Source organism: Myceligenerans indicum (assembly GCF_016742955.1).
In the GTDB taxonomy this organism is placed as follows: Bacteria; Actinomycetota; Actinomycetes; order Actinomycetales; family Cellulomonadaceae; genus Myceligenerans; species Myceligenerans indicum.
In genome coordinates this window covers 40,114-53,420 of the sequence record NZ_JABBYC010000007.1, presented here as the reverse complement: position 1 = coordinate 53,420, position 13,307 = coordinate 40,114, and the positions used below count along the sequence as shown (strand labels likewise).

General features: G+C 72.2%; 11 protein-coding genes. 5 read left to right on the top strand and 6 right to left on the bottom strand.

Annotated elements, in window-relative coordinates:
* Positions 1–45: 45 nt before the first annotated feature.
* Positions 46–3,690 carry a glycosyl hydrolase 115 family protein gene (locus HGK34_RS06625; RefSeq protein ID WP_201845797.1) on the bottom strand — a complete coding sequence of 1,215 codons (3,645 nt, stop codon included), beginning with the start codon at positions 3,688–3,690 and terminating at the stop codon, positions 46–48.
* A 310-nt stretch (positions 3,691–4,000) separates the two neighbouring features.
* Here HGK34_RS06625 and HGK34_RS06620 point away from each other — a divergent pair, with 310 nt between their 5' ends.
* From HGK34_RS06620 to HGK34_RS06610, 3 genes are read left to right on the top strand one after another with little or no spacing between them, the layout of a single operon-like run.
* Positions 4,001–4,912 (top strand): carbohydrate ABC transporter permease, encoded by a 912-nt coding sequence (locus HGK34_RS06620; protein ID WP_201845868.1) that lies wholly within the window; start codon positions 4,001–4,003, stop codon positions 4,910–4,912.
* Complete coding sequence (locus HGK34_RS06615; protein ID WP_201845796.1) at positions 4,902–5,813, top strand: carbohydrate ABC transporter permease; 912 nt, start codon at positions 4,902–4,904, stop codon at positions 5,811–5,813. The genes HGK34_RS06620 and HGK34_RS06615 overlap by 11 nt, the downstream gene beginning before the upstream one ends.
* Before the next feature lie 41 nt (positions 5,814–5,854).
* Entirely contained in the window at positions 5,855–7,168 is a 1,314-nt protein-coding gene (locus tag HGK34_RS06610) for an ABC transporter substrate-binding protein (RefSeq protein WP_201845795.1), read from the top strand.
* A 60-nt stretch (positions 7,169–7,228) separates the two neighbouring features.
* Here HGK34_RS06610 and HGK34_RS06605 read toward each other — a convergent pair whose 3' ends face one another.
* On the bottom strand, positions 7,229–8,281 hold the full coding sequence (locus HGK34_RS06605; RefSeq protein ID WP_201845794.1) for a LacI family DNA-binding transcriptional regulator: 1,053 nt from the start codon (positions 8,279–8,281) through the stop codon (positions 7,229–7,231).
* Positions 8,282–8,398: 117 nt separating this feature from the next.
* Here HGK34_RS06605 and HGK34_RS06600 point away from each other — a divergent pair, with 117 nt between their 5' ends.
* Positions 8,399–9,415 carry a LacI family DNA-binding transcriptional regulator gene (locus HGK34_RS06600; RefSeq protein WP_307815826.1) on the top strand — a complete coding sequence of 339 codons (1,017 nt, stop codon included), beginning with the start codon at positions 8,399–8,401 and terminating at the stop codon, positions 9,413–9,415.
* Positions 9,416–9,430: 15 nt separating this feature from the next.
* Here the strand turns inward: HGK34_RS06600 and HGK34_RS06595 are convergent, their stop codons facing one another.
* Positions 9,431–9,919 (bottom strand): aminoacyl-tRNA deacylase, encoded by a 489-nt coding sequence (locus HGK34_RS06595; protein WP_201845793.1) that lies wholly within the window; start codon positions 9,917–9,919, stop codon positions 9,431–9,433.
* Positions 9,916–10,524, bottom strand: a complete 609-nt coding sequence (locus HGK34_RS06590; protein WP_201845792.1) for a TetR/AcrR family transcriptional regulator — start codon at positions 10,522–10,524, stop codon at positions 9,916–9,918. The genes HGK34_RS06595 and HGK34_RS06590 overlap by 4 nt, the downstream gene beginning before the upstream one ends.
* A 76-nt stretch (positions 10,525–10,600) precedes the next feature.
* On the opposite strand from HGK34_RS06590, the gene HGK34_RS06585 reads away from it, so the two are divergent.
* Positions 10,601–11,698, top strand: a complete 1,098-nt coding sequence (locus HGK34_RS06585; protein WP_201845791.1) for a zinc-binding dehydrogenase — start codon at positions 10,601–10,603, stop codon at positions 11,696–11,698.
* 171 nt (positions 11,699–11,869) lie between these two features.
* On the opposite strand, the gene HGK34_RS06580 is transcribed toward HGK34_RS06585, so the two are convergent.
* Both HGK34_RS06580 and HGK34_RS06575 read right to left on the bottom strand, forming a co-directional pair.
* On the bottom strand, positions 11,870–12,370 hold the full coding sequence (locus HGK34_RS06580; protein WP_201845790.1) for a MerR family transcriptional regulator: 501 nt from the start codon (positions 12,368–12,370) through the stop codon (positions 11,870–11,872).
* Between the two features lie 38 nt (positions 12,371–12,408).
* Entirely contained in the window at positions 12,409–13,278 is an 870-nt protein-coding gene (locus HGK34_RS06575; protein WP_201845789.1) for an SDR family NAD(P)-dependent oxidoreductase, read from the bottom strand.
* Between the last annotated feature and the right edge of the window lie 29 nt (positions 13,279–13,307).

Here is a 13,307-nt window from a genome sequence, read left to right as displayed (position 1 = left end):
GTGGGCGGCGGCGGGTGCGCACGCCGTCTCCGGAGGCGGGCGGCGTCATCGGGGTGGCCTCGTCGACGTACGCGGGCTGGGCACCCAGGCGGCGTCGGCCGGGGGGAGCTCGTCCCCTGTGGTGAGGTAGATCCGGTCGATGCGCAGCCCTGACCTGCGTGCCAGGACCGACAGCACGTGCCGGCCCGTCGGCAGGTCGACGTCGGACAGCAGGGTCCAGAACCAGATCTGCTGCGTCCCGAAGCTGTACAGGTTCCCGCCCGAGTACTGCCGGACCGCCGGCTGGACGGTGCCGTCCACGGCCAGCAGGCAGGCGTCGTCGTCCGTACCGTCGAACTTGACCAGCAGCCACGCGTGGTAGGTCCCGGCCCGGGTGACCTCCAGGGCGTGGTGCAGGCCGGGGGCGCGGCCCGGGTCGTCCCAGGACAGGCCGCGCCGGGCGACGTGCATCGCCAGGCCGGTGCCGCCGTCCGTCTCGGCCTGGGTGTGGGTCCAGTCCCGGGGTTCCGGGTCGAGGCTGGGGGTGGTCCAGGCTCCGGCGTTCTGCCCCAGGACGGACTCGGCCTCGATCGCCAGGACTCCCCCGGCCTCGATCGCGGCCCCGGCCCGCAGCCGGGCCGGGACGTCCTTGCGACCGTCCGGGCCGGTCCAGTCCCGGGGAGGTCCGAGGGACGTCTGTGGCACGGACAGGTTCGGGCGGAACGTCGTGGGACCGTCCCAGAACCCCGGCCCGGCGTAGACGACGGGCGGCGGGAGGAGCCGGTCCGGGCCGCCGCGGGGCAGGGCGCCGGCGAGCTCGCCGAGCCGTGCGGCGGCGTCGGCGCCGACGGGCGGGTCCTGCACCTCCCGCGCGGCCCGGCCCGTGTGGCGGCTGAACTCCGGGCCGAGGTTGGACTCGCGGCGCGGACGGGTGTGCAGCACGATCTTGGACAGCGCCACGTCACGGTCGACGGCGTGCAGCCGCAGCGTGTGGGGTCCCGCCTCCAGGTACGGCATCCGCACCAGGAGCCGCTCGACGTTGTCGAGCACGGCGCTCTCCCAGGCACCGCGGTACTCGTCGGTGGTCGGGGACTCGACCACGACGGCGGGTGTCTCGTCGATGCTCACGCCCGTCCGGATGCGCCCCGTGGAGTCGAGGGTGGGCAGTCGTTGGAGCTCGACCAGGTGGGCGCCCGGTGTGGCGAGCTGCAGATCGTACTCGAGGGTCGCGGCGTCCGGGTCCGGCGCGTCCCCGTCCGGCGCGTCGGGCCCGGTGCGGTGGGCGACGACGGCGCCGTTCCCGTGGCGGCCGAGATGGGGCACGGTCACCCAGGCGGAGTCCGGGCCCTGAGCGTGTCGTTCGGGAAGTGTCGGGTCCAGCGAGACGTACCCGTCCGCCTCCACCGCCCCGACGAAGCCCGCGGCGACGCGGGGATCGGCCGCCACCCGGACCTCGATGCCCACGACGGTGCCGTCGTCGCCGGTCACGGTGATCGCACCGGTCCGGCCGGCGTGGGCGAGGGCGTCGGTCACCCGGACCCCGATCCGTTCCTCGGTGTCCACGGTGCCTGCGGCGACGTCGACGTCGATCCAGTCGTCGGCCGTCACGGTGAACGTGACGCCCGGGGCGCCGGTGGTGAAGACCTCGATCCACTTGGCGGCGCGCCCGTAGGGCCAGAACGTCAGGGCCGGCCGGCCGGAGGGGATCTCTTCGTCGTATGTCACGACGCCCAGGCCGGGGTCCCCGAGACGCAGTGCGGGCGTGGCCGCCGGGTGGAGCGCCATGACGGGCGGCGGGAACTGCTCGGGTGTGAAGATGTGGCTCCAGCTACCCCCGGACATCGCCGTGTCGTAGTAGTGCAGCAGCGCACGCTTGTGCGCGTCGTAGGTGCGGGACAGCGCCAGGTGCTGGTCCGCGGCGGCGAGCTTGCCCTGCCGGTGGGCGAGCGTGCTGCGGTCGGCGTGCGCGAACTGGCCGCTGGTCAGGTGCGCCAGGTGGATCTTCACGACGACGAGCTGGAAGAACGCCTCGCGCTCGTCGGCGGGCAGGGCGTCCAGGACGTCGTCGGCCTCCTCCGAGAGGCGCCGCAGCGCGTCGAGCCGGCGGCCGGCCTCGTCGCCGTACGCCGTCCGGCTGAACGCCTGGCTCGAGAGGTGCTCGATCTTGCGCTGGTTCGCGAGCTGGTAGTACGCCGCGTACAGCGGCCCGACCCGCTTGCCGTGCCCGCCCGAGAAGGTCCGGTCGGTCCACTGCTCGACGAAGCCGACGACGTCGTCGGTGGTGGTCTCCTTGCCCGCCTCCCAGCCGCAGCGGAGGAAGAACTCGGTCTCGACCTCCAGGGGCTTGATGCCGCCCACGTTGTTCACCCAGAGCGTCCGGATGCCGCGGTCCCAGCACTTGCCCAGCTCGTGACGCATGAGTGCCAGGGGCGTGGATGACGTGGCGAGGTAGGACCGGGGCGGCATCGACCAGTACGACGAGTGGTAGTACAGGCCGTGCCCGCCGGTGCGCTCGCGCTCCGCGGAGCTCGGGAACCGCCGGACGTACCCGAAGTTGTCGTTCGACCACACGATGGTCACGTCCTCGGGGACCTCCAGGCCGGCGTCGTACAGCGGGAGGACCTCCTTGTACGGGACGAAGAGCTGCGGGGCGTCCCGCCCCCGCGGCCCGAGCTCCTCGGCGAGCAGGTCGCGCTGGTCGGCGATCACGGTGCGGAGCAGCTCGACGCGGGCGCGGTGCTTCTCCGCCTCGGACAGGTGCTCGTCGGCGTCGATGACCGAGGTCTGGAAGCCGTAGTCGTGGATGCCGCGCATCCCGACGGTCCAGGAGACCTCGAAGTCACGGTTCTGGCGCACGCTGCCCCGCCAGTACTCCCGCAGCTCCTCGCGGTTGCGGCCCGGGATCGAGTAGTCGTAGGCGACGGGCTCGTCGCGCGCGGCGGCCCACGGGCCGAACTCGTGCTCGTTGCTGCGCAGCAGCATGTCGCAGTGGCTGGTGCCGACGACCACGCCCATCTCGTGGGCGAGGCGCCCGTTTGCCGGGTCGTGGTTGAAGGCGTTCACGTGCATGGCGGGCCAGAGGTAGTTGCCCTTGAGGCGCAGGAGCAGCTCGAACACCCGCTCGTAGGTCGCGGGGCCGATGGTGTCCTCCCCCAGGTGGGCGCGGGCCCAGGCCTCGAGCTCCTCCTCGTCGTTGAGGAAGATTCCGCGGTAGCGGACCCCGGGCCAGTCGCAGAACGTCGTCCCGCGGACGACGGTGACGTGCTCCCGCCGTCGCACGGGGACATCGGCCCACCAGCTCCAGGGCGAGACCCCCATGGCCTCGCAGAGGTCGTACACGCCGTAGACCGTGCCCCGGCGGTCGGCCCCCGCCACGTAGAGCGTGTCCCCGGCGGCGGCGATGACGAAGCCCTCCCACCGCAGGCCGCCGTCGTCCGTCCGGAGCCCGGTGACGTCCAGGGTTCCGGAGGCGACGGCCTCGTCCACGAGCGGCGAGGAGCCGATCGTGCCGACGACGACCCGCGCGAGCGCGCCGTCGTGGGTCACCGTCGCGGAGCAGCCGCTGACCGTCGCGAGATCGGCGGCGAGGTTGTCCACCGCCCTGCGGACCGCGGGCGGTTCACCAGGCGCGACCCCGACGCGCACGGTCACGCCGGCCTCGGCGACGACGAGACCGTCCTCGCGCTCCTGTCGCACGTATCCCCTGCTCATGCCCACCTCCGAAGGTGTCGTTGCCAGCTCCCGCGACTCGCAATGGAACCGTTATCTTCATCGACCCGAGACATCCCTGTCCAGGTCGGGGACCGTCGAGCACCTCGCGGCATGTTTCAGAGCATTTGCCGTGAGAGTCTCCGGCGGTGTGCGGAAGCCTACCGCCCGTTGACATCGTATGGAACCGTTGTCAGTATACGAACGAGCCGCTGCGGGAGGAACCGGGCAGCCGCCGACCCAGCGTCGGCCAGAACTTCGCGCGAGGGTGCGGAAGGAGAACCAGGCCGTGAGTCTTGCTGAGCTACAACGGATGACCCGCCGGAGGAGTGGTCCACGGGTCAGGCAGGAGACGCCGGACGACAAGGCGGCACTCGTCTTCCTCGGACCCTGGCTGATCGGCGCGGTCGTGCTGGTGGTCGGCCCGCTGCTCGCCTCGCTGTACCTGGCGTTCACCGACTACAACCTGCTGCAGGACCCGAACTTCGTCGGCCTGGACAACTTCTCCCGGATGCTCGGCGACGAACGCCTGCACCACTCGCTGGCCGTCACGTTCACCTACGTGATCGTCGGGGTCCCCGCACAGCTCGTCGTGGCGCTGGCGCTGGCCGTCGCCCTCGACCGCGGGATGCGCGGCCTGGCGTTCTACCGCTCGGCGTTCTACCTGCCCTCGATGCTGGGCTCCAGCGTCGCGATCGCCGTCCTGTGGCGCCTGATCTTCGGCCAGGCAGGCCTGTTCAACGGCCTGCTCGGCGCCGTCGGCATCGACACCTCCACCTCCTGGATCGCCGACCCCGACACCGCCCTGTGGGCCATCATCCTGCTGCACGTGTGGACCTTCGGGTCCCCCATGGTGATCTTCCTGGCCGGGCTGCGGCAGATCCCCCGCGAGTTCTACGAGGCGGCCTCGACCGACGGCGCCAGCCCGTGGCGGCAGTTCCGGTCCGTCACCCTCCCCCTGCTCACGCCGATCATCTTCTTCAACCTGGTGCTCGCGATCATCAACGCCTTCCAGTCGTTCACCCAGGCCTTCGTGGTCTCCGGAGGAACGGGCGGGCCGAGCGACTCGACCCTCTTCTACACGCTGTACCTGTACCAGGAAGGCTTCGGAGCCTTCCGCATGGGCTACGCGTCCGCCCTCGCCTGGCTGCTGGTGGTCATCGTCGGCGCCTTCACACTGATCAACTTCTGGGCTTCGAAGTACTGGGTGCACTATGACGACTGACACCATCACCACTCCCGCCACCACGACCGGTCCCCGGACACCCCCGGAGCTCCGACGGCACCGCCCGAGCGTCCGCACCCGGGTGTTCCGCGTGCTGCGGCAGGCCCTCATGATCGCCGTCGTGGTCGTCGCCCTCTACCCGATCCTGTGGATGATCGTCAGCTCGCTCCGTCCCGACGGCCACATCTTCGGCAACCCCTCCCTGGTGCCGAACACCTTCGAGGTCTCCAACTACACCTCCGGGTGGAACGCCCTGGGCGCGCCGTTCAGCACCTACCTGCTCAACTCGGCGCTCGTCGTGGCCGGCGCCATCGTCGGCAACCTGATCTCCTGCTCCATGGCCGCCTACGGGTTCGCGCGGCTGCGGTTCCGGTTCCAGAGGCCGGCCTTCGTGGTCATGCTGCTGATGATCATGATCCCGATCCACGTCGTGATCGTGCCGCAGTACGTGATCTGGGCACAGGCCGGCCTCATCAACACGGTGTGGCCGCTCATCGTGCCGAAGTTCCTGGCCACCGACGGGTTCTTCGTGTTCCTCATGATCCAGTTCATCCGCGGCCTGCCCAAGGAGCTGGACGAGGCCGCGCGCATCGACGGCGCCGGCCACGGACGGATCTTCTGCCAGATCCTGCTGCCCCTGATGACCCCGGCCCTCGCGACGACGGCGATCTTCACCTTCATCTGGACCTGGAACGACTTCTTCAGCCAGCTCATCTACCTCACCGACCCGAACCTCTACACGGTCCCGGTCGCACTGCGGTCGTTCGTCGACGCGCAGTCCCAGTCCTCCTACGGGGCGATGTTCGCGATGAGCGTCGTCTCCGTCCTCCCGCTGGTCGTGGCGTTCGGCGTCGGACAGAAGTACCTGGTCCGCGGCATCGCCACCACAGGCGGCAAGTAACCACCAGTTGCCGGCGACGGCACCGACAGAAAGTGACACACATGCGTACGACAACGTGGTCCGTGCGTGCGGCGGCAGCCGCCGGCACCCTCGCGCTGACCGTCGGCCTGGCCGCCTGCGGCACGGCGGAAGGCAGCGGCGGCACCGAGCTGAGCGGCGGGGACGTCGACCTCCGGGTGACGTGGTGGGGCGGCGACGCCCGGCACGAGCGCACCCAGGAAGCCATCGACGCCTTCGAGGAGAAGCACCCGAACATTCACGTCACCGGCGAGTTCGCCGACTGGACGGGGTACTGGGACAAGCTCGCGACGTCGACCGCCGGAGGCAACTCCCCTGACGTGATCCAGATGGACCAGCTCTACCTGGCCTCCTACGCCGACCGCGGCGCGCTCGCAGACCTCGGCGCGCTCCCGCAGCTGACGACGTCCGGCCTCGACGATCCCGTGCTGGGCATGGGCCGGTCCGGGGACACGCTCTACGGGATGCCGGTCTCCACCACGGCGTTCGGCCTTCTCGTCAACCAGGACGTGCTCGCCGACCTCGGCATCGAGCTGCCGGACACGGACACCTGGACGTGGGACGAGTTCGACGCGTTCGCCCGGTCGGTCTCCGAGAAGTCCGGCGGCCGGACGGTGGGCATCACGCCGTGGAACAACGAGTACTCCCTCCAGCTCGCCGCCCGGCAGGCCGGTGACGAGCTCTTCGCCGACGGCGACGTGGCGATCGACCCGGCGACGCTGGAGCAGTACTTCCAGCGGGCACTGGACTGGACCAAGGACGGCGCGGCGCAGTCGGCGTCGCAGTTCGCCGAGCAGGCGTCGGCGTCCCTGGACCAGCAGGACTTCGCGACCGGGAAGACCGCGATGATCTTCTCTCAGGTCACCCAGCTCACGGCGTACGCGGCCGCCGCCGGCGGCGCGAACGTGACCATCGCGGCGCTGCCGGCCGACGGCGCCGACGGGTCGGGCTACCAGTACCTCAAGCCGGGCATGTACTGGTCGGTGTCGGCCCGCAGCGCGCACCCGGCGGAGGCCGCGCTGTTCGTCGACTTCATGGTCAACGACCCGCAGGCCGGCGCGATCCTCGGAACCGAGCGAGGGCTTCCGGCGAACCCCGAGATCCTCGCCTCGATCGCCGACGGGCTGACCGACGACGAGAAGAAGGCCGTCGACTACAGCGATTCCCTGGCCCCGCAGCTCGGTGACGCCCCGGAGATCGTGCCGAACGGGGCGTCCGAGACCGACACGCTGATCCTGCGGTACCTCCAGGACGTGCTGTTCGAGGAGCGGACGCCCGCGGAGGCGGCCGAAGGGTTCATCGACGAGCTCCGGTCGGCGGTGGACGCCGCGAAGTAGGCGATGCCACGACGACACCGCGCGGGGCCGGCCGGGCCGGCCCCGCGCGCCACCCTTGCCTCAGCCGCGCGGCGGCGTACTGCCGCGCACCGCCACGCGGGCATCGAACTCGATGCGGCGGCGCTCGGCGGCCGGCGCCAGCAGCGCCAGGTCCACCGCGGCACCACCGATCGCCTCCAGGGACAGATCCACGCTGGTCAGCCCGGGGACGACGTCGTCCGCGTCCACGACGTCGTCGAACCCGGCCACGCCCAGGTCCCGGCCCGGTTCGAGCCCCGCGTCCCGAACGGCGCTCAGTGCCCCCAGGGCCATGGTGTCCGTCGCCGCGACCACCGCGTCGACGTCCGGGCGCCCGTCGTCCAGGAGCTCGGCCGTCGCCGCCCGGCCGCCGTCGCGCGACCGCTCGACGCCCGGGGTCCGCACCACGTCGACCCGGACACCGGCCGCCCGGGCGCCCTGCACGATGCCCGCCTCCCACGCACGCACGTCCGCGGTGTCCGCCGCGGGCCGGATCAGGGCGATCGAGCGGTACCCCAGCTCCCGCAGCGTCGTCACGAGCAGGCGGGCGCCCTCCTGCCGGGGCACGACGGCGGTGTCGAACGGCAGGTCGTCGTCCCCCGCGACGACGACCCGGCCGCCGTCACGTTCGTAGCGTTCGAGTTCGCGCAGCAGGGAGGCGGGCGAGCCGGTCCGCGGACCGGTGAGCACCAGCGCCCGTGGCCGCTGGCTGCGCAGCATCCTGATCACGCGCACCTCGTCGTCCACGGCGTGGTCGGTGCCGGTGATGGTGACCATCTGCCCGTCGCCGCGGGCCTTGCCGATGGCTCCGTGCACGAGCTGGGCGTAGTACGGGTCGCGGATGTCGGAGACCAGGACCGCGATCGTCGGCGTCGATCCGGTGGTCGTCGCCCGCGCCGAGGCGTTGGGCCGGTAGCTCAGCCGCTCGGCGACCGCGAGCACCCGGCTGCGCACGTCGTCCGCCACGTACTGGGATCCCGGGGCCAGGGCCCGGGAGGCCGTGCCGAGGCCGACGCCGGCCTCCCGGGCGACGTCACGGAGCGTGACGGCAGCCCGCCGGGCGCCGGCCTGGTCACTGCTGATGCCGCTCGTCACCGGCTCATTGTCCCACCTCGAGGGGCCGTCGGACCGTGTCACCGGCGGTGCGGGCGGGACGTGGCACGGGATACTGGGCACGAGCCGGCCAGGCCCGGCAGAGAGGAGCGATGACGAGTGCCGACCGACCGCCGCAGCGGCAGCACGACGCTGCGTGACGTCGCCGAGGTGGCCGGTGTCTCGCCGTCCACCGCGTCCCGGGTCCTGAACGGCGACGGCCGGGGCGTACGGGAGGAACTGCGCATCCGGGTGCTCGCCGTCGCGGACGCGCTCGGGTACGTGAGCAACCAGGCGGCGCGCGCCCTGCGCGGGAGGCGATCCGGCGTCGTGCTGCTCGCCAGCGACCCCCGGACCGCGTCGATCGCGGCGATGGCGGCGGGTATGGAGGAGGCCGGCCGGGAACGGGGCGTGGCCGTGTCCATCACCGCCGTCGGGCCGGACACCGAGGCCCATCTGGCCGCACTGCGGATCCTGCGTGGCCTGCGGCCGATCGCCCTCGTCGTGACCAGCGCCAGCTTCGTCGGCACGGAGAGCACGCGGATCCTCCAGGAACTGGAGGCCGCCGAGCGGGAGGGCGTGCACATCGTCTTCATCGGCGAGCACGACTACGCGTTTCCCTCCGTACGGTTCGACGACGTGGCCATCGGTCACGCCGTCGCCGCTCACATGGCCACCCTGGGCCGGGCCCGTCCCGCCGTGCTGACCAGCCAGGGCCACCCGGCCGTGGAGGCGCGGACGCGCGGCTTCCTGGCCGGTCTCGGCGCCGCCGGCTACGACGCCGCGTCGATCGCCGTGGAGAGCTCACCCGTCACGCGCGCCGGGGGAAACGCGTCCACGGGCCGCCTGCTGCGCCGGCGGGAGAAGCCGGACATGATCCTGGCGGGCAACGATCTCCTGGCCATCGGCGCGCTGCACGCCCTGCGCGACGCCGGCCTCGAGGCACCGCGCGACGTCGCGCTCTCGGGCGTCGACGACATCCCGATCGCGCGCGACCTCACGCCGTCGCTGACCACCGTGTCCCTGCCGTTCGACGACGCCGGCCGGGCGGCCCTGGCACTGGCGCTCGACACGTCGAACCGCTCGGACATCCATCTCGACAGCACGATCGTGGTCCGGGAGAGCACGCGCGGCTGAGGCACGCGGCCGGGATCATCGGGCGGTCGACGGCTCGCCCGAGGAAGCAGGACCACCGGGAACGAGATCGACGACGGTCGCGTCATAGGCCCGCACGAGGTCGTCTGCCCGCACCCTCACCGCGTGACCGGGGCTGCCGGAGCCGAGCGTGATGTCGTGGCCGAGGATGCGCAGGTCCGCCACCACCGGGAAGGCCGTGCCGGCCCCCAGCGGGGTGATCGTTCCCCGGCGGTACCCCGTCGCCTGGTACGCCTCGTCCTCGCTGGGCAGCCGCACCCGGTTCACCCCCAGCGCCGCACGCAGCTTCGGCCACGAGAACCGCTCGTCCAGGGGTACCAGCACGAACACGAACCCGTCGCGCCGGTGCAGCACGATCGTCTTCACCGCGACGGTCCCGTCCGGACCGACTCCTTCGGGCCGCGAGGTGCGGGACAGCAGGGCGACCTCCAGCCCGCGCGCGGCGGCGTCGGCCAGGGCACGCTCCGGAGGCTCGGTCGAGGTCACCGGGCAAGCCTACGACGCGCGTCCGGCCCGGGTTCCCTCGTGCCGAGGCCGGCTCTCACGAGTTCCCGGGCGAGCTCGGTGCTCTGCGTGAGCGCGTCGAACGGGAGCGGCTGCATGGCGAGCGCTCCCTCGTGCAGGACGAGGAGACGTACGGCCAGCGTGTCGGGACCGGCGCAGCCCGCCGCGGTGGCCAGGTCCGTGAACAGTTCCAGCAGCCAGCGCTTCTGCTCGGTGACGACGCGGTACGCGGGAAGCGACGGATCCGGTAGCTCGGCCAGCGCGTTGATGAAGGCGCATCCGCGGGTGCTGGTCCGGCTCCAGGTGCGCAGGGCGCCGAACGGCGCCGTGACGGCCTCGACGGGGTCGGGGCTCGACTCGACCTCCTGGCGGACGAGGGACCGCCACCGCCGGTCGCGCTCGGCGAGATAGCTCGCGACGAGGGCGTCCTTGGAACCGAACTGGTTGTACAGCGTCCTCTTGGTCACGCCCGACCGCTCCGCGATCAGGTCCACGCCGACCGCCGCGATCCCCCGGCCGTAGAAGAGCTCCTCCGCGGCCTCGAGGATGCGGCGGCCCGCAGGGGTGACGGTCCGGGTCTCGTGCATGCGCGCACTCCTTCACCGATCGGTATACCCTGGCATGGTTCACCGATCAGTGTACTTCTCGACAGGGTGGAGCATCATGAACATCCCGACGACCATGAACGCCGCACGGATCACCGCGCACGGAGGCCCCGGGGCCCTCGAGGTCACGCAGGTGCCCGTCCCCACGCCCGCCTCCGGGGAGGTGCTGGTCGCCGTCAGCGCCGCAGCGCTGAACAACACCGACCTGTGGACGCGGGAGGGCGCGTACGGTCGCGCGGACGATCCCACCGCGCTGTCCGGCTGGCGCGGACCGATCGACTTCCCGCGCATCCAGGGCGCCGACGTCGCCGGCCGGATCGCCGCCGTCGGCCCAGAGGTCGACGACGGCCTCGTCGGCCGCCGCGTCGTCGTGGACCCGGCGATCTACGACGCCGACGGCCCGGACGCGAACGTGGCAGGGCTGATGGGAAGCGAGCGCGACGGAGGTTACGCGCAGTACGTGACGGCACCCGCCGAGCGCGTGCACGACGTCACGCGGTCGCCGCTCAGCGACGACCAGCTCGCGAGCCTGCCCATCGCCTACGGCACGGCGCTGGGCATGATCGAGCGCGGACGGCTGCGCTCCGGGCAGACCGCCCTGGTCTCCGGGGCGTCCGGCGGTGTCGGTCTGGCGCTGGTACAGCTCGCCCGCGCCCGCGGGGCCAGGGTGGTCGCGATCAGCAGCGGTTCCAAGGTCGACGCCGTCCGCGCGGCCGGCGCCCACGACGTCGTCGACCGGTCACGAGACGTCGTGGAGCAGCTCCGCGCGGCGGCGCCCGAGGGGATCGACGTCGCACTCGACGTCGTCGCGGGCGACCTGCTGGGTCACGGCCTGCCGCTGCTGCGCCCGGGCGGGCGGTGGGTGGTCGCCGGAGCGCTCGGCGGGTACCGGGTGAGCTTCGACGTGCGCCGCCTCTACCTGCACAACACGCAGGTGGTCGGCTCGACGATGCACACCCCCGCCCACTTCGGCCTCCTGATGGACCTGGCACGGCGCGCGGAGATCCGGCCCGTCGTCGCGGCGTCGTTTCCCCTGGAGGAAGCAGCCCGCGCCCAGGAGGAACTGGCACGACGCCGGCACGTGGGCAAGCTCGTCCTGCACCCCGGCACCGGCCCGGGCGGTTCGCCGGACACCGGCAGCAGCATGCGGTCGTAGGCCTCCTGTGAGGCCGGCGACCGACCAGTGGGGCTTCGTCCTCGGCTGCGTCGTCTCGGCGGCCGTGCAGCTACGCAACTACCTGCGGGTGACGGGCGACGACGGCCGGGCACCCGCGCGAAGACCGTTCGGGATCCCGGCGATCCACCGTGCGCGCGATCGTGGCGCGGATCATGGCGAGGCCGCCCGGCCCCTGGTCCCGGCCACGTCCGGCCCCGTCGATCCGCCGTAGGCGGCGATCTTGTGCTCCGTGGCCACCAGGGAGAGGGTCAGCTCCCGCAGACGACGACGGATGGTGTCCCGGTGCTCCAGCAGGAGGTCCAGCCTCTCCGGCTCGGTGTGGCTACCGGCGTCGACCAGCGACACATAGTGCTGCAGGTCACGCATCGGCATGCCCGACAGGCGCATCCGGGTCAGGAAGACCAGCCGGCGCATCGCCGCGGCGTCGTACACCCGGTAGCCGGTGGCGTCCCGGCCCACCTCGACCAGGCCGGCCCGCTCGTAGTAGCGCAGCGTGTGAGGCGAGACGTCGAGGTGGGCCGCGGCCTCGGCGATCGTCATCGGCCCGGTCGTCGCGTCCGGGTCGGTCAGCAGGTGGATCGCCTCGACCGACGGCACGCCGTCCTCCCCCAGCAAGTCCAGCGCCCGGGACATCAGGTCATCCGTTGCCATGCCGGCCACCCTAGACGGGACCACGGTGCGACCGGGCATCAGAACGCCCGCACGGCAGGAGGCAGGCCCGGGAAGTCCGCCGACGCGCTCGCGGACGCCCACGTCTCGACGTCTTCCAGGGCGCGCGTGTAGGCACGCCGCAGGTTGCGCACCGACTCCGTCCCCAACGGCAGGCGCAGCGGCGCGTCGGGGGCGTCGAGAACCTCACGCACGACGACGGCCGCACGCTCCGGATCCCCCTCCTGGACCCCGTCGGCCTCGGCCAGGTTCGCGCGCACGGCACCGATCACCCCGTCGTAGGACGCGTCCTGCGCAGCCTCCCGCAGGACCCCGGCGGCGTTGAACTCGGTACGGAACCTGCTGGGCTCCACGATCAGGACCCGGATGCCGAACGGAGCGACCTCACCCGCGAGCGCCTCGGACCAGCCCTCCAACGCGAACTTGCCCGCCGAGTAGCTGCCGACCGCCGGGAACGACATGCGCCCGCCCTGGCTGCTCATCTGCACGACCGCGCCCGAACCGCGTTCACGCAGGTGTGGCAGGACTGCTCGGACGTAGGCGGCAGGGCCGAAGAGATGCTGGTCCAGCATGTCGCGCAACTGGGCGTCGGTGATCTCCTCGGCGGCGCCGACCTGTCCGGCGCCGGCATTGTTGACCAGCACGTCCACCCGGCCGAACGTTTCCAGGGCCTGCCGCACCACCGCGGCCGCCCCGCTCGTGTCCCGCACGTCGTGCTCGACCGCGAGCAGCCGGTCACCGTACCGGGCGCGAAGCGTGTCGAACCGGGCGGTGCGCCGCGCTGTCCCGACCACCCGCTCGCCGGCGCGCAGCGCGGCCTCGGCCAGGGCGAGGCCGAGACCTGAGCTCGCGCCGGTGATGAGCCATACCGTGTTCTCGTGCGTCGTCATGGGGGCGACGCTAGGGTTTCGAGCGCGCT